12 protein-coding genes and 1 tRNA gene are annotated in these 15,846 nt (G+C 60.1%); 8 read left to right on the top strand and 5 right to left on the bottom strand.

What is annotated here, in order from left to right; all coding sequences use genetic code 11:
- The first annotated feature begins 54 nt into the window (after window positions 1-54).
- From ACN19L_RS17420 to ACN19L_RS17430, 3 genes are all read left to right on the top strand, one after another.
- Window positions 55-771: a phosphatase PAP2 family protein gene (locus ACN19L_RS17420; RefSeq protein WP_426490738.1), complete on the top strand. Its 717-nt coding sequence runs from the start codon at window positions 55-57 to the stop codon at window positions 769-771.
- 134 nt (window positions 772-905) lie between these two features.
- A tRNA-Leu gene (locus tag ACN19L_RS17425) sits at window positions 906-987 on the top strand.
- 151 nt (window positions 988-1,138) lie between these two features.
- Window positions 1,139-1,810, top strand: a complete 672-nt coding sequence (locus ACN19L_RS17430; protein ID WP_426490739.1) for a phosphatase PAP2 family protein — start codon at window positions 1,139-1,141, stop codon at window positions 1,808-1,810.
- Window positions 1,811-2,196: 386 nt separating this feature from the next.
- On the opposite strand, the gene ACN19L_RS17435 is transcribed toward ACN19L_RS17430, so the two are convergent.
- From ACN19L_RS17435 to ACN19L_RS17445, 3 genes are all read right to left on the bottom strand, one after another.
- Window positions 2,197-4,524: a GAF domain-containing protein gene (locus tag ACN19L_RS17435; protein WP_426490740.1), complete on the bottom strand. Its 2,328-nt coding sequence runs from the start codon at window positions 4,522-4,524 to the stop codon at window positions 2,197-2,199.
- A gap of 84 nt (window positions 4,525-4,608) precedes the next feature.
- On the bottom strand, window positions 4,609-5,163 hold the full coding sequence (locus ACN19L_RS17440) for a hypothetical protein (RefSeq protein WP_426490741.1): 555 nt from the start codon (window positions 5,161-5,163) through the stop codon (window positions 4,609-4,611).
- A gap of 122 nt (window positions 5,164-5,285) precedes the next feature.
- Window positions 5,286-6,152, bottom strand: coding sequence for a T9SS type A sorting domain-containing protein (locus ACN19L_RS17445; protein WP_426490742.1), 867 nt, complete (start codon window positions 6,150-6,152; stop codon window positions 5,286-5,288).
- Between the two features lie 139 nt (window positions 6,153-6,291).
- On the opposite strand from ACN19L_RS17445, the gene ACN19L_RS17450 reads away from it, so the two are divergent.
- Together ACN19L_RS17450 and ACN19L_RS17455 are read left to right on the top strand one after the other, a co-directional pair.
- The gene (locus tag ACN19L_RS17450) at window positions 6,292-7,635 is read left to right on the top strand and encodes a D-alanyl-D-alanine carboxypeptidase (protein WP_426490743.1); all 1,344 of its coding nucleotides are present in this window, start codon (window positions 6,292-6,294) and stop codon (window positions 7,633-7,635) included.
- 376 nt (window positions 7,636-8,011) lie between these two features.
- Window positions 8,012-9,766, top strand: a complete 1,755-nt coding sequence (locus tag ACN19L_RS17455; protein ID WP_426490744.1) for a T9SS type A sorting domain-containing protein — start codon at window positions 8,012-8,014, stop codon at window positions 9,764-9,766.
- Window positions 9,767-10,356: 590 nt separating this feature from the next.
- On the opposite strand, the gene serA is transcribed toward ACN19L_RS17455, so the two are convergent.
- Complete coding sequence (gene serA, locus ACN19L_RS17460) at window positions 10,357-12,258, bottom strand: phosphoglycerate dehydrogenase (protein WP_426493598.1); 1,902 nt, start codon at window positions 12,256-12,258, stop codon at window positions 10,357-10,359.
- Window positions 12,259-12,384: 126 nt separating this feature from the next.
- On the opposite strand from serA, the gene ACN19L_RS17465 reads away from it, so the two are divergent.
- Both ACN19L_RS17465 and ACN19L_RS17470 read left to right on the top strand, forming a co-directional pair.
- Window positions 12,385-13,035 carry a hypothetical protein gene (locus ACN19L_RS17465; protein WP_426490745.1) on the top strand — a complete coding sequence of 217 codons (651 nt, stop codon included), beginning with the start codon at window positions 12,385-12,387 and terminating at the stop codon, window positions 13,033-13,035.
- Window positions 13,036-13,352: 317 nt separating this feature from the next.
- Complete coding sequence (locus ACN19L_RS17470; RefSeq protein ID WP_426490746.1) at window positions 13,353-14,063, top strand: hypothetical protein; 711 nt, start codon at window positions 13,353-13,355, stop codon at window positions 14,061-14,063.
- Between the two features lie 70 nt (window positions 14,064-14,133).
- On the opposite strand, the gene gloA2 is transcribed toward ACN19L_RS17470, so the two are convergent.
- Window positions 14,134-14,526, bottom strand: coding sequence for an SMU1112c/YaeR family gloxylase I-like metalloprotein (gene gloA2 / locus ACN19L_RS17475; protein WP_426490747.1), 393 nt, complete (start codon window positions 14,524-14,526; stop codon window positions 14,134-14,136).
- 75 nt (window positions 14,527-14,601) lie between these two features.
- On the opposite strand from gloA2, the gene ACN19L_RS17480 reads away from it, so the two are divergent.
- Entirely contained in the window at window positions 14,602-15,780 is a 1,179-nt protein-coding gene (locus ACN19L_RS17480; protein WP_426490748.1) for a serine hydrolase domain-containing protein, read from the top strand.
- Window positions 15,781-15,846 lie beyond the last annotated feature (66 nt).

A 15,846-nucleotide genomic window follows, 5' to 3' on the forward strand; every position in this document is an offset into this window, starting at 1 on the left:
GGCAGTTTCTGCCCCCAGTGCAGCGGTGGCAGCGCACTTTCCGTATCAGGGAGCATGACGGGTACTTTTCGCCGGCTGCTGGCCGGCACTACGCTGTTTCTGACGGAATTTGCCGTGACCCTGCTGCTGGGGACGCTGGGCGTGGTGGCGTTCCTGGCCCTGAGCCGGGAAGTGTTCGACCAAGATGCTGCCACGTTTGATGCCGAGGCGTTCCGCTGGACGCGCCAGTTGCTGGGCCCCGACCGGCAAAACTGGGTGGAGGCCGTCACGTTTCTGGCTTCCCGCAACTTTATCACGGCGGCCGGCTGCCTGCTCATCAACTGGTTTCTGCTAATGCGCCGGCACCGCTGGTACTCCCTGCTGGTGCCGGTAGTGGCGCTGGGCAGCATCACCCTGAACCTGGTGCTGAAACAGCTCTACAACCGGCCCCGGCCGCTGCTGCCACTCACCTCCGCGTCTGGCCTGAGCTTCCCCAGCGGCCACGCCATGATTTCTGCTTCTTTCTACGGCCTGCTGATTTACCTCGTCTGGACCAACGTGCGCCGCCCGGTCTGGCGCTATGGGGTGGTGGTGGCCCTGAGCCTGCTGATTTTGCTGATTGGCCTTACCCGCGTGTACCTGCGGGTGCACTATGCCACCGACGTACTGGCGGGCTTCACCGCCGGGCTGGGGTGGTTGGTAGTAGCCATACCCGTGCTGAAGCAGCTGGAAATTCAGGCAAAAAAACGCTTCAGAAAAAGGCTGCAATTAGCTGAAAAACAGCCTATATAGCGCGGAAACGAAATTTTTTGTGAAAAATAATCTGACTTTTTTTGGGCCAAAGCTTGACATGCGTTGAAAAACGCCCCTATCTTTGCAGCATCAAATGACACTCACCCGGAGGTCAGACGATAAAAAAGAGTGCTGCGCTTGTGGCGAAATTGGTAGACGCGCTGTCTTCAGGCGGCAGTTCCTAACGGTGTGAGAGTTCGAGTCTCTCCGAGCGCACAAAAGCCGATCCAGTAATGGGTCGGCTTTTTTGTTTTCACGGGTTTCATCGTGGGTGACTGCCCGGCTTGCCGACGGGGCCGCAGGTGCATTTCCGTCTGGCGACCGACTATCTGCGTAACCAGCTTCATCAGCGAAAACCTACAATTGGATGAAGAACCTCATGGCCCGGCTGGCGGCTCTGCTCAGCCTGCTTACGCTGGAAGTGCTGGTGGTGGGCGGCGTATTTGTGGGCGTGGCGCTGCTATTCTTCTACCTGACGCGGGTAGTGTTTGTGGAGCACTCCGTGCGGTTTGATACCTGGGCATTTGCGCAGATGGACACTTTGCGCACCGCGTACCCCGGCCTCACGGGCCCAGTGCGGGCGCTGACGTTCTTTGCCTCGCTGCCGTGGCTGGTGGCGGCGGGTGGGGGTGTTCCGGCGCTGCTGCGCTGGCGGGGGTACCGTCGTGAGGCGCTGGAAGTGTTGCTGGCCGTAGTAGGAGCTACGGTGCTCAACCAACTGCTCAAAACCCATTTTCACCGGATGCGGCCGTCCTCCGCCCTCATCTTCCAGCCGGGCCTGAGCTTTCCCAGCGGCCACGCCATGATTGGGCTGGCCCTCTATGGCTGCCTGGCCTGGCTGCTGTGGCAGCACCGGCGGCACCCGGTCTGGGCGGCGCTACTGCTGGCATTTGCCTTCAGCATTGGCCTCACCCGCGTGTACCTGCACGTACACTACGCCACCGATGTGCTGGCGGGCTTCGCCGGAGCCGTTTTCTGGCTGATCCTGCTGCGTACCGCCCTGCGGCTGTTTTGGCGGGAGTCGAAGGAAATAAAGTAATTTATGTCGTCAACAAACGATACAACAGTATGATGAAAATAACGGTGTTTCTATTGTTTATAGCAGTTGTATATATTCTATCATCGCATGCCCATAATGTTGATTACAGGATATATCAGAATGAAATAAAAGCAGAATACAAGGGTGTCGTTAAGAATAAATGCTTTACGAAAGTAACTCACATACAAATAGATATTAATGGAGTTCGAAAGGATTTGGCAGTCATGAGTCCTGAATTGAGAAGGAAAGTAAAGATAGGAGACACCATATATAAGATGCCAAACATAAATGAATGTGAATTAAATGGCGTCCGTATGAAATACGTCTCACTGCCAGAGTTTGCGCAGGATTTAGATAAATAGGGCGTAGCAGGTTTCTGACTTCTCTTAATTCAGCTTCACCTTCACTCGCAGAGCCAGCAGACCTTTCACGCCCTGAAGTTCTTCCAGCTCCAGTTCCTCAATTTCGGGTTCCAGCAGGCCCCGGTCCTGGAGGTAGTCGATGTACTCGTAGTACTCGTCGGCTTCGCGCTGCTGGCTGTACACCAGAGCAATGCGGCCGGGCTGGGTGAGCCGCTCGCCGGTGCCCTGAATGGTGGCCTTGTCAATACGCTTCTTAATGATTTCGTAGCGGATGTTGTAGGCCCCATCCACGTCGAACTGACGCTCATCCTGCCGGAACCGGATGCTCAGCGGCTGGCTGTGGATGAGGATGAGCTGGGTGGTATCCAGTGGTACGGGTAGGGTAGGCTTGAGGGCGGCAGTGCGGCGGGTGATTTCCACCATTACCAGTAGCTGCCACAGCCGCAGATTTTTCAGGAAAACCAAGTCAAACGGCTTGTCCTGCACCAGTGCCGCACCCACGTAAATGTTGTGCTCCACGCCGTCAGTCTTAAAGCGCTGAAAGTAGTGGGGGAACATCTGCTGAGCCTTGGCGTCCTCCTCATCCAGGTAGCTGCTCACGGCATCGTTGAGCAGGGTAGTGGTTTCCTCGAAGGCCTTGCGGCGCTTATACAGAATACCCAGCTCGGGGTCGATGTGCGACCAGTACTGCTGAATGACGGGTTGCAGCTCCGGCGTGTTCTGACGCAGGTACTCAAATAGCGGCTCCATCTCCGTGCGGATGGACTCAAAGATGCTTACCTCGTCGCCAGTGAGGATGCCCTGGCGCAGGCGGCGCAGATTTTTGTTGGTGTAAAACTTCAGCTCATCCAGAATGGGCAGCTGCTGAAACTCGGAGGCCTTTTTCAGCACCTTACCGGCCAGGGTAAGGTGCTCAATCAAGTCGCCCTGAATAGCCTCATTGCGGGCCGTGCTGCTGCCCCGAATGTCACTGGAGCCGTGCAGCGGGTACACGTCGTGGAACACAATGTCCTCCATTTCGGCCTGACGATTGCCGTCCTCCACTTTCTGCAGCAGATTCTGGGCAGCATCCGTGAAGCGCCACTCCATGGTGGGGTGAATGGCCGTGAACTTCTCCTTGATGATGGCCTGCACGCGGGTCTGAATGTCCTCGGCGTTGCGCTTGACGGCCACCGCAAACAGCGGCAGAAACTGGTTCACATTTTCTAGGCTGAACTCGTTCAGGTCGCCCACGTTCGGGGAACCCAACTCCAAGAGGCCCACCGTATCGTCGCCGTAGGGCAGCAGGGCCAGAATGGCTGAGCGGATACCCAGGCTCAGAATCTGCTGGCGCAGGTCTTCGGGCATGTCGGCATTTTCCACATCCTCCAGCACCAGCGGGCGGCGGTCCTGCCAGAGCTGACTGTAAATCTGCCGGAAGCCGGAGCTGGCGTCGGGGTTGTGGAGCTGCTTGGTCAGGAAGCTGTGGTTGATTTTGCGGCCGAAATCCACAAACGCCTTCTTTTTCTCATCGTAGGCGGCAATGCCCAGCTGCAGGAAGGGCTTGCCAAATAATACCCGCAGCTTTTCCTGAATCTGCTCCAATCGGTCGGAGGCCTGCAGCACGTCCCGTTCCAGCAGGTCATACTTCAGCTCCGAGAGGATTTCCTGCTCGGTTACATCCACCAGGTGCAGAATATTGAAGCCTACCAGCTCAAACCGCTCGGGCGGTAGCAGTTCCAGCCACAGTTCGGTGCGGTGGGGGTTGCGGCTCAGGAAATCCAGCTGCTCCGGGGTTAGCTCGGGCTTCTCGCCGTGCAGCTGTACGTCCAGGAAAGTAGAGTTGAACTCCACGCCGTAGTGCCGGTACAGGCCAATGCTGTAATCGGGGACGGTGAAGATGATGGTACCCTGCAGCGGCAGCTTTACCCCATACACCTTCTCCAAGATGAGCTGGTAGGCCATACGGGTGGTGTACACTTCCAGCTGCCGCATATCAATATTGAGCGGCTGTTTGATGCTGTTGCTGGCGTTCAGCAGTACCTCGGCAAAACGGGGGGTGTGGTAAAAGCTATGCCGCTGAAACGGAGTAATGGCCCCCACAATATCGGTGGTGAAGGAGGCCGGCGGGAATACGGCCAGCATCAGGGTTTCCACCAGGTCGCAGTTGCATTCCAGCAGCGTCAGGTCGGTAATAGGGCCGCGGGCCCAGTCGGCGGCGGCTACCTGCTGACCCACTGAGCGGGACAGGAGCGCAATGCCTTGGTTGGCGGACTCTTCGCCGGCCCGCCAATAGGCAATCAGCGACTCCAGACTCAGGGTAGTCCGGAAAGGGAATGTGGGGGAAACGGCCGGGGTCGGTTCTTTCAGCATAACGGGAGGGGGCCGCCTACCTGCTAACAGCCGGCCGACGAATAGTAGGTTATACGGGAAAGGTGGCGGGCCGTTGGTAGGATGCTAGGGCTTGGCCAGCACCAAGGGAACCAGCTTATTTTCGCCGCTGGGGTCGGTGAGGTTAAGAGGGGTGGTGCTGCCGTTGGCGTACACCAGCTTGCTGATATTCTGGTAACAGGTGCAGCACCCGTCGCCCTGCAAGCGGGTGGTCAGGGTGACCCTATCAATTTTGTAGTTAAACAGCTGGGTGCCCCGGCGGGCAGGCGCCAGGTACACTTCGTAGCGGTACTCATCGAGGTTGCGGTTGCCGCTGCGCGTGAAGGGGGTGAGGTTGTTGATGATGAGCGTATCGCGCAGCTGCTGGGCGCGAGGGCCGTTGAAAGCCACGGTATCGGCCTTGGGACGTTGGGTGGTATCCAGGGGTACGCGCACCAGAAACACATTGCGGATGTCCCGGGCCGTGAAGCCTTTGCCCCCGGCCAACGTATCGGCGCTGAACTGCAGCTTGATGGCCTCGGCAAACCGGTCGTTGCATTCGCAGGCCACCGAGCCACAGCACGCGGCCATCATGCCAGCAAGGGCCAGAATACACAACCAGGTAAGAGAAGTACGCAGCATAGGGCGTAAAGATAGAAAGTAGCGCGCCTTCGTGAGGGCCAATGTCCGCAAAAAGCCGGCTCACTTTTCCCGTGAGCCGGCTTCCAAACGTAGCAGAGCCGCTTCGTATTGGCGTGCTCGGGCTATTCCTTCACGAAACGCCGGGTTTCGGCCCCGGCGCGGGTGCTTATCTTGAAGAAATACGTGCCCGCTGGTAGGTCGGCCACATCCACCGTGAGGGTGTGCGGGCCTTTTTCCTGCTTGTCAGCCTGGGCTACGGTGCGCAGGGTATTGCCCCGCCCATCCAGCAGCTCCACCGTTACCGCTCCGGCTTTGGCTACCTCGTAGGTGAGCTGACTAGTGCTGTGAGCCGGGTTGGGATACACTTGGCTGGGCGCGGGTGGGGGAGTTGCAGCGGCCGAATCGGGCTGGAGCAGCAGAAACGTAGCCGGGCGGAAAAACCGGATTGCGCGGCTGCGGTGGCGTTTGGCCCGCGTATCAGCCGACGCTATGCCCTGTGCCGTTAAGGCCCGGATATCCGTCGCCCATTGGTCTTGCTGGGCCTTGACCTCCTGGGCCAGCTGCGCAATATCGGTGGTGTACGGCTGGGCCAGTTTGTCCACCTCCCGGAGTAAAGCACGGATTTCAGTGCGTAGCTGCTGCAACTGGGCCTGCTGCTCCGGAGTGGGGGCCGCCGGGGTAGTTGCCGGGGTGGAAGAAGGCGGCGCGAAGCTCCGGGGCAACGTCTGGCCGCGCTGACGCAGCTCCTGCAGTTGGATGCGGTACACGGCCAGTTGGGCTCTATCAGAATCGGAAAGCCGGGCTTCCAGCTTTTGGCGCTGTTGACGCAGAGTCGGCAGCACCCGCTGGTGCACATAGGCGCGCACCTGCGGCCGGGGGGGCTGGTTGTTGCCGGTTAACTGGCCAAACCGCGCGGGAGCCGCCCCCGCAACAGCAGAAAGAAAGATGCCTAGGATGCAGGCTAGAGCCAGGGTGGTTGGTGCTTTCATGTAAGGTTAAGGAGGTAAATGGGGGAGGGCCAGACTGGCTTCTGTTTCATAGAAGATAAAATGGCCCGCTGGTTTAACCCCGGTGCCAAAACGTCGGCCAACAGGTAGGTTTCATCTACCAATCCGCCATCTTGCAGGCATGATACTTCGAGTTATTGTGCTGTGCCTGCTGCTGGGCGGGTGGTTGGGGCTGGGTACGGGCGCTGCTCAACCGGCTCCAGGAGGCGCGGCGGCTCCGCTCGTCTGGCTGGAGCAAACGCTCCGGGAGTCGGCGGTATTGCGGCGGCATATGGTGGGCCTGAGCGTGGCGGACGCCACCACCGGTCAGCCGGTTTTTGCCCTCAACGACGACCGGTACTTTACCCCGGCCAGCACCATGAAGCTGTTCAGCCTCTATGCCGGTCTGCAGCTGCTGCCCGATTCGCTGCCCAGTCTGCACTACGTGCGCCGCCCCGACACCCTGCTGTTCTGGGGCACCGGCGACCCGACGCTGCTGCACGGCGACGTGCCCTCACGCCGGGCATTTACCTTCCTGCAGACGGCTCCCGGGCAACTGGTGTACGCGGCGGTGCCTACCGTTACCGCCTTTGGTCCTGGCTGGGGCTGGGACGATTACAACTACTATTTCCAGCCGGAGCGGGGCGCATTTCCCATCTACGGGCACACCGTGCGCTTCTACGGCAAGGCCGGCCAGCCCCTGCCCCGGGTGCTGCCCCGCTTCTTTCGCCCGCTTACCTACCCCGCCCCAGCCGGCACGCCTAACCCCAGCCAGGACCACGTGCGCCGCCCAGCGCTGGAAAACCGGTTTCTGGCCTTTCCGGCCGCCAATAATTGGGTTGATGAAACTCCCTTCCGAACCAGCCCGGCCCTGTTGCTGCAGCTACTGCAGGATACGCTGCGCCGGCCAGTAGCACTGGGGCCGCTACGCCTGCGGGCCCAGGACTCGGTGCGCACGCTGCGGGGGCTGCCGGTTGATTCCCTGTATCGGCGCATGCTGCGGGTGAGCGACAATTTTCTGGCCGAGCAGCTGCTGCTCATGTGTGCCTCCAGCCTAAGCAATGACTCGCTAAGCGCCGGGCGGGTAATCCGGCTGGTGCAGCAGAATTACCTGCGTACCCTCCCCGACGCGCCGGTATGGGTAGATGGCTCGGGCCTTTCGCGCCTGAACCTGGTCACGCCCCGCTCCCTCACGGCCTTGTTGCTCCGGCTGCACCAGCAAGTATCCGAGACCCGGCTGCTGGGGTTGTTGGCGGCGGGGGGCGGGCAGGGTACGCTGCGCCGGGTGTACCGGGATACGCGCGGCCCCTGGCTCTGGGGCAAAACCGGCACGCTCACCAACAACCACAATCTGGTGGGCTATCTGCGCACCCGCTCGGGCCGGCTGCTGGCGTTCAGCTTCCTGAATAATAACCATGTGGTGCCTACCGCCGAGGTGCGCCGGGAAATGGAGCGGGTGCTAACGTTACTACGGGAGCGGCTATAAGGTCGAAATACAGCGCCCTTGTCTCAGTATGGGAATGATAATACGCGGTGCGGTATGGCAGCAGTGTGGCACTTGCTGCGGTATTTGAAATGCTCATTGGTTTTTAATAACGTTGATTTACAGTTGGTTATAGATAGAAAGATTGATTTTCTGTACGAACAGCAGACTTTTCTATGTAAGAAACTCAGCCAGAATACCGACGAGTTTACGGAGTGATTTCCCAGGTTCGGCGTGAATATGGCCCAACTTGGGAAAGAGCGTTGGGCGGGCTGGCAAAGGGCCGATAGTTTTGTCATAGTCAACGGGAAAGAAGTGGTTTCACTCCCCCCAATTTGGCTTGCCCTGACTTCTCTACGCCGCCGTTTTTGCCTTCCGTATGAACCGTTCTCTGCTCTCTTGTTTCTCCTTCGCCGCCTTTGGTATGCTGCCCCTGGCTGCCTTGGCCCAGGCCCCGGTGCTGGTGGGCTTCTCGCCCGCCAGTGGCAGCTCCGGTCAAATGCAGGCACCGGCCGCTCCGGCCACGGTAGTAACCATCACGGGCACGTTCCTGTCGGGGGTTACCGCCGTGGTGCTGAATGGGCAGCACATGCCCATTGTGGCGGGCTCCAACTCCGCCACGCAGGTGCAGGTAACCGTTCCGCGCGGGGCCTTATCGGGCCGGATGCGCATTACAACGGCCGCCGGCACGGCCCTCACGGCCACCGCCCTCACTGTAACCCGTCCGGCGGGCACCGGCACTTTCCGGTTAGTAACCAGTTCTTTCAATGGCTTGGATGTGGGCACCTACTCCACGGCCGCCACTACCGACCTGGACCACGACGGACTGATAGACCTACTGGTGGGTGAAACGACCGGTACCATCACCCGCCTGGAACAGTCAGCCCAGAACTCGGCTATCTTCAATAACTTGGGCACAGTGAAGCTGCAGGACGGCACCACAGTGCTCAATAACAATAACGCCGGCAATACGAGGCAATTTGCCAAGCCCGTAGTGGCCGACCTGGATGGGGACGGGCTCCTGGATCTGCTGGTGGGCGCTCAGGACGGTTTCATTACCCAGTACGAGCAGTCGGCGGTGAACTCCGGTACGTTCGTGAAAGTAGGCGACCTGCCCATTGACGCCTCCGATGTAGTGAAGCCGTCCATCGTGGACCTGGACAATGATGGGTTGCTGGACCTGATTGTGGGCTCGGCCGATGGCCTGCTGCGCCGCTACGAGCAGACCTCAGCCAATGGCCCCTTCAGTACTACGGCTGCCTTTCTTACCGCCGATGGCGTGAATATGGATGCTGGCAACTACTCCAAACCCGTATTCACGGATATGGACGGCGACGGCCTTATCGATATGATTGTGGGCAACCAGGATGGTACGCTGTACCGCGCCGAGCAAACGGCCGCCGGGGCGGCTACTTTCACGGCTCTGGCCCTGATAACCGACGGCAATAACACGGCCCTGGACGTGGGCGCCTTCTCGGCTCCTTCGCTGACGGATGTTGACGGGGACGGCTACCTGGATTTGCTGGTGGGCAACGATATCGGCACAGTGTACCAGCTGGAGCAGATTGTATCGGACACCCGGCCCCTGCCCGTTACGCTCACCTCGTTTACCGGCGCGGCTATAACGGCCGGTAACCAGCTCCGCTGGACCACGGCCCAGGAAGTGAACAGCGCCCGGTTCGTGGTGGAGCGCTCCGCCGATGGGGTGAGCTTCCAGCCGGTGGGCACGCTGGCCGCCGCCGGCAACAGCAGCGGCACCCGCACCTACCAGTACCTGGATGCCACCACCCTGCGCACGGCCTACTACCGCCTGCGCCAGGTAGATACCGATGGCACTACCGCCTACTCCTCGGTAGTAGTGGTAACCCGCGCGGCGGCCGTGGTATCCAGCGCCTTGGCTTTCCCCAACCCCTTTGAGGCCGAGCTGCGGGTGGCCCTGCCCGCCGGCTCCGACGCCCAGCCGGTAGCCGTGAGCCTTACCACCCTGGCCGGCCAGACGGTGTACAGCCGCCAGCTCCCACTCTCCTCGGTAGCCCAAACCCTGCCCGGTCTGCCCGAGCTGAAAGCCGGCACCTACGTGCTGCGTCTCACCACCGCCGCCGGCAGCAGCAGCCAGCGCGTCGTGCGCCGCTAGCTACTGGTCAAACATAAAGCTGCCGGCCGCCCTGCAACAGTTGCGGGGCGGCCGGTTGGCGTTTGGGAAATTTAACAGCTCTGATATAGCCAGCGGTACGTGCGACCAGTCCAGTAGAGCAAGCCCATGCTACTTTCATCCTTTATGAATTCAATGGCTGGGTGCTGGAGTCGAACTGTCCTGGTACCGCTTATAGCATCGTAGCTGTCAGGTATAACTTCAAAAGTGGTGCGCTTAACATAGAGCTTCCATTTGCTGGCCCAATCGAAACTAGCCGCTGGGGGCTCAGCACTTGCTTTGCTCGACATACCCAGAATGAAGGGTTTGCTTTGACCTTGGTGAAAAATAACCATCCCTCGGCTGGGAGAGGTGCGGTGAGCCACCGCAATGGCTACATCCGGTTTCCCATCACCATTAAAATCCGCTTGTAGAAAGCCTGGCCGGATATACGTACTGCGTACGTGCGTGCGGTCAAGCTGAGCCTGTTGCCAAGCCGTTTGTGCCCACGCGGGCAACTGTGCGGGAGCAATAGTGGCAACGGACGGAAACGGTGGCAGAAACATAACAGGTAGCGGGACTGAACAGACAAATTAATACAGCACCCGGAACTTGATGGTGTGCTCTACCTCGCGCAGGGCCTGAATGACTTCGGGGGCGTACTGCTTGTCGATGTCGGTAATCACGTAACCGATGTGCTCGTTGGTTTTCAAGTACTGGCCCAAGATGTTTACCTGGTGCTGGGCCAGCACGTTGTTGATGCGGGCCAGCACGCCGGGCACGTTGTGGTGAATGTGGATGAGGCGGTGGGCCTGCTGCTCGGGCAGCTGAATGTTGGGGAAGTTGACGCTCTGCTGGGTGTTGCCGGTGTTCACGTACTGCATAATCCGCTCGGGCACAAACTCGGCAATGTTGCGCTGGGCCTCGGCGGTGCTGCCCCCGATGTGGGGCGTGAGCAGCACATTGGGCAGGCCCCGCAGCTCGCTCTCAAAGGCTTCCTGGTTGGTTTTGGGCTCGTAGGGAAACACGTCGACGGCAGCCCCGCCCAGGTGGCCCGAGCGGAGCACGGCGGCCAGGGCCGGTACGTCCACCACGTGGCCACGGGCATTGTTGAGCAGCAGCGCGCCGGGCTTCATCAGGGTCAGCTCGCGGGCCCCGATGAGGTTAGTGTTTTCCTTGCGGCCGTCCACGTGCAGGGTCACAATGTCAGCCTGCTGCAGCAGCTCGTCGAGGGTGCGGCATTTGGTGGCGTTGCCCAGCTGCAGCTTCTCGGCCACGTCGTAGTACAGCACCTGCAAGCCGATGGCCTCAGCCACCACCGACAGCTGCGAGCCGATGTTGCCGTAGCCCACAATGCCCAGCTTCTTGCCCCGCACCTCGAACGAGCCCCCGGCCGACTTATCCCACTCGCCGCGGTGCATTTTGGGGTTTTTCTCGGGGATGCGGCGGGCCAGCATAATGATTTCGCCCAGGGCCAGCTCCACCACCGAGCGGGTGTTGCTGAACGGGGCGTTGAACACGGCAATGCCTTTCTTCATGCAGCCGGTGAGGTCAATCTGGTTGGTGCCGATGCAGAACGCACCCACCGCAATGAGGCGGTTGGCGGCCTCCAGCACCCGCGGTGTTACCTGGGTTTTGCTCCGGATGCCCAGGATGCTCACGCCCTCGATGCGGGCGGCCAGCTCGTCCTCGTCGAGGCCGCCGGGCACGCTTTCCACCTGGTAGCCTTCCTGGCGGAACAGCTCGGCGGCGCGCGGGTCGGGGTTTTCGAGGAGTAGGACTTTGATGCGGTTCTTGGGATAGGAGAGGGTCATCGGGAGCTTGTTCTGGTAGAGAAATTCGTCGAAGGAAGGCAGCACTTCATCGGCGCGGGCCACCACGGCGTCGCGGGTCACGTTTTCGGTGAAGGCGTAGAAACGGTCGGCCAGGCCGGCTTCCCGGATCTGGTAGTCGGTGTAACCGTCGCCGAGGGCGTAGACGGGGCCGTGTAAATCGAGCTGGCGCAGCTGCAGGATTTTGCCGCCGTCCTGGCTGAGCGGGTTGGTGGCATCGAAGCCCGTAATGCGGCCCTCGGCATCGAAGGTGAAGGTGTTGGCTAGCACGTGGTCGGCGTCGATGCCGAACTCGGCCACCACCGGCTCAATGAACTCGCGGAAGCCGCTGCTCACGATGTACACCCGGCCCGGAAACTGCTCGAAGAAGCCCCGGTTGCGGCGGATGCTCTCCGATACCTTACCCTTCAGCCGCTCCACCAGCAGCCCGATATGCTCGCGCCGGGCCGGCAGCAGGGCCAGCCGCTGCCGCAGCGACTCCGAAAACTTTAGCTCCCCGCTCATGCCCCGGTCGGTGAGGGCGCGGATGGCGGCTACTACTTCCGGGCGGTTGGGCTGGCCGGAGAGGGCAATGTCGGCCAGCTCGTCGAGGCCTTCCACCTGGGTAAACGTGCTGTCGAAATCAATGATGAGGTAGGGGAGTGGTGCGGGGTTGTCGGGCATCATGGGGGCAAGGTAGGGGGCCGCGGGCAATAGCGCGCAAGTCGGCCCCGGCCCATTCTACGATTTCCAACCAAAAAGTATAGCCGGGGCCATCGGCGCAAGTGAATTTTGCGAGTAGCTTGGGCCATGCAACTGCTTGTTCTCCTGCTCCTGTTCCTGCCGGGCCTGCCCGCCCCGGCTCCCGTAGTAACGTTCCACCGGATTTCGGCCGCCACCTACGCTCAGGCCCGGCGCGCGGCCCGGCCGGTGAAAGTGCCTACCACCTTCCCGGTAAAAGCCCGCAACGGGCAGCTGGTCATCCCGACCACCGCCGGCCCCCAGACCTTCCGTGACGTGGTAATCGACGAAAAAGCCATTGCCAACGGGCACGGGGAAGCGGAAACGACCCACTATACCTACCACGGCTTTCTGCCGGGGCTGCAGCGGCATGTGGTGGAAGTGGGGTTCTACGAAACCAGTGAATGGTGGCTCATTAGCCCCGAAGGCCGGCGGCTGACGCTGTACGGGCAACCGGAGTATGCCCCCGGCCTGCAGCGGGTGGCGGCCAGCAGTGCCGCTCTGGAGTACGAGGGTGGGCAGCCTAACATTGTACAACTGTTCCAGCTGCAGCAGGGCGTACTCCGGCCACTCTGGGAAGTGCGGCCTACTCGCTGGGAGCCGCAGGAGTTGTTCTGGACGGATGCCAATATGCTGTACCTGAAGCGGCGGGAGTTTCCGCAGGGGCAGGAAGGCCCTATATCGTACTGGAAGCTGACGGTGGCCGCCCCCACCCGGTAGCCGCGGCCGTAACCTTTACCGGCCCGCGCTACGTACACCCCAGAGCATACCATGCAAGCCTGCGAGTTGGCTCAAATTCGATTCGCAGCTACGGCAGCGCCCCGGTCCTTGTGGCCGGGGCGCTACTTTTTTTGGGTCGGTTCAGACCTCGTAAAACTCCAGTGGCAGGCCGTTTGCAACCTTGATGAAAAGAGCCAAGTCAGGGACAGTTGCTTCCGTCGGCTAACGAGAGTGGTTATGCTCATAAATTGTAAGTTCGCAACGCAAGGCTGGCTATGGCCAATCCAATAGGTGGTGTGTTTTTTACTTTCTAATTTATGAGACAATTACGGTTACTACTGTTGCCATTATTGACTTCAACTACCGTTGTTCAGGCTCAGCATACTGAATTCTCTCTGCACGCCACGTCAGGCTATTATCGTTATCGGGGTGAGTCAGCAACCGGCACTACTCAACTATTTGGCGGTCAGTCACAGATTAGCCCGGCTCATACTGATAACCCTTACGGGAATCGTTTTACACTCTCGTATGGTGGTGGAGTGCAGACACAACGCATCACAGCCCATACACTGGTATTGGGAGCACAAGCTGGCTATGAATGGTTACGCAGCCGCGCCAATGTCAATTATCTGATAACTACACGCATTGCTGAACCAGTGCGTAGCCATGTTACGCTCACCAACCGGTTCATCAATACGCATGTGTTTGGTGGAAAGCGCTTCACCGCAGGCATTTGCAGCATAGACGCTACAGTTGGTCCAGAGGTGGGCTTATTACTTCAAAGCCGGGAACAAAGCACCGCAAGTGCAGCCGGCGTTACCTTACAGGCTGATAACAAGGTGTTTAAGTACATTAAGGCTGATATTCGAGTCAGGCTTAATGTGACAGCCTATTATCAACGTTTCGGACTAACTGGGGGATACTCGTATGGCTTGACCAATTATTTACCTGATTACGACGGCATTTTAGTTGATAGAAAACTCTACAGCCAGATGCTGCGAGCAGGACTCATCTATCGTATGCACTAAGTTACGTTGAACGGATAAACAGTAGGAAAGATGGAAGATGCCTTACTGCTGAGTTCAAGTTGCTGGTTAGTTAAGCTTCTTCGTAAAACTCCAGCGGCAAACCGTCCGGGTCTTCAATGAACGTGAAGCGGCGGCCTGTCAATTCATCTACCCGAATGGGCTCCGACGGCACACCGTGGGCCGTGAGGTGGCGCACGGTGGCATCCAGGTCGGAAACGGCAAAGGCTAGGTGGCGCAGGCCGGTAGCCTCGGGTTGGGTGAGGCGCCGGGGCGGATTGGGGAAGGAAAACAGCTCGATAATGTACTGTTCGCCCAGCGCCAAATCCAGCTTCCAGGACTGCCGGGCCTCCCGGTGCACCTCCCGAATGACGCGCAGGCCCAGCACGTGGGTGTAAAACCGCTTGGCGCGGGCGTAATCGGCCGTGATGATGGCAATGTGGTGGACGCGGAGCAGGGGCAGCATATGGCAATAGAAGATTCTGGCGCAATATCGGGGAAATTAGAGTTCTTTAGGAGGTAAACCAGCCGGGTAACAGTCATGCTAGTACGCCTCTTATCGGCCGCGTTGCTGGCCGCAGTGCCGCTGCTGAGCGGGGCCCAACCGGCCCGGCCATTTCACACCCTCGATGGCCGCCGGCTGCGCCCCGTCAACATCGACCAGACCGTGCGCCAGCTCATGGATTCGGCGCGGGTGCCGGGGCTGGCGGTGGCCTTGCTGGAAAACAATCAGATGCGCTACCTGCGCACCTTCGGCTACCGCAATGTGGCCGAAAAAGCTCCGTTGGAACCTCATACGGCCATGTATGGGGCCTCGCTGAGCAAGGCGGTGTTTGCCTGCCTGGTGATGCAGCTGGTGCAGGCCCACCAGCTCGACCTGGACAAGCCGCTGCACGAGTACCTGGGCCAGCCCATTCCGGAGCTGCCCGGCTGGCAGGACCTGGCCGGCGACGAGCGGTGGCGGCAGCTTACGGCCCGCATGGCCCTCAGCCACACCACCGGCCTACCCAACTGGCGCTGGATTGAGCCCGACAAAAAGCTGCGCTTCAAGTTTGCGCCCGGAGCCCGCTACGGCTACTCCGGCGAAGGGCTGCAACTGCTGCAGCTGGTAGTCGAGAAGATTACGGGCAAAGGCCTGCGGCAGCTCAGCGAGGAACAGCTTTGGCAGCCGCTGGGGCTCACGCGCAGCAGCTACGTGTGGCAGCCCGCCTTCGAGAGTAATTACGCGCTGGGCTACGATGAGGCCGGGCAGCCCCTGGAGAAGCGCCGCCGCACCAAGGCCCAGGCGGCCGGCTCCCTCGAAACCACTCCTGCCGACTACGCCGCGTTTCTAGCCGCCCTCATGCAGGGCCGGGTGCTGGCTCCCGCCGCCCTCACGGAAATGACGCGCCCGCAGGTGCGCATTCCGTTTCGGGCGCAGTTCGGGCCGCTGGCCACGGTAGCCGCGCCCGACAGCAACCGCACTATTCAGCTGGCCTACGGGCTGGGCTGGGGTGTTTTCCAGACGCCCTACGGCCCGGCGTACTTCAAGGAGGGCCACGATGACGGCTGGGAAAATCACAGTGTGGTGTTTCCGCAGCAGAAAAAAGCCCTGCTGCTGATGGGCAACAGCTCCAATGCCGACCGGATTTTCTGGCCCCTGCTACGCCAGCTGCTCGGCGACCAAAGCACGCCCTGGCAATGGGAAAACTACGTGCCCTATTACGTAGCGGAAAAATAGCAGCCGGTCAGGAGCCGGTGCAGCCGTCCGTTTTTCCTGATAGAAAATTCTTTTTACCACCTGCGG

It is taken from the genome of Hymenobacter sp. 102 (assembly GCF_049949205.1).
In the GTDB taxonomy this organism is placed as follows: Bacteria; Bacteroidota; Bacteroidia; order Cytophagales; family Hymenobacteraceae; genus Hymenobacter.

Excerpts from the sequence above, each read along its gene's own strand:
- serA (WP_426493598.1), bottom strand. The coding sequence starts at position 12,258 with ATGCCCGACAACCCCGCACCACTCCCCTACCTCATCATTGATTTCGAC.
- ACN19L_RS17430 (WP_426490739.1), top strand. The coding sequence starts at position 1,139 with ATGAAGAACCTCATGGCCCGGCTGGCGGCTCTGCTCAGCCTGCTTACG.
- ACN19L_RS17435 (WP_426490740.1), bottom strand. The coding sequence starts at position 4,524 with ATGCTGAAAGAACCGACCCCGGCCGTTTCCCCCACATTCCCTTTCCGG.
- ACN19L_RS17445 (WP_426490742.1), bottom strand. The coding sequence starts at position 6,152 with ATGAAAGCACCAACCACCCTGGCTCTAGCCTGCATCCTAGGCATCTTT.
- ACN19L_RS17480 (WP_426490748.1), top strand. The coding sequence starts at position 14,602 with ATGCTAGTACGCCTCTTATCGGCCGCGTTGCTGGCCGCAGTGCCGCTG.
- ACN19L_RS17455 (WP_426490744.1), top strand. The coding sequence starts at position 8,012 with ATGAACCGTTCTCTGCTCTCTTGTTTCTCCTTCGCCGCCTTTGGTATG.
- gloA2 (WP_426490747.1), bottom strand. The coding sequence starts at position 14,526 with ATGCTGCCCCTGCTCCGCGTCCACCACATTGCCATCATCACGGCCGAT.
- ACN19L_RS17420 (WP_426490738.1), top strand. The coding sequence starts at position 55 with ATGACGGGTACTTTTCGCCGGCTGCTGGCCGGCACTACGCTGTTTCTG.
- ACN19L_RS17450 (WP_426490743.1), top strand. The coding sequence starts at position 6,292 with ATGATACTTCGAGTTATTGTGCTGTGCCTGCTGCTGGGCGGGTGGTTG.
- ACN19L_RS17470 (WP_426490746.1), top strand. The coding sequence starts at position 13,353 with ATGAGACAATTACGGTTACTACTGTTGCCATTATTGACTTCAACTACC.
- ACN19L_RS17440 (WP_426490741.1), bottom strand. The coding sequence starts at position 5,163 with ATGCTGCGTACTTCTCTTACCTGGTTGTGTATTCTGGCCCTTGCTGGC.
- ACN19L_RS17465 (WP_426490745.1), top strand. The coding sequence starts at position 12,385 with ATGCAACTGCTTGTTCTCCTGCTCCTGTTCCTGCCGGGCCTGCCCGCC.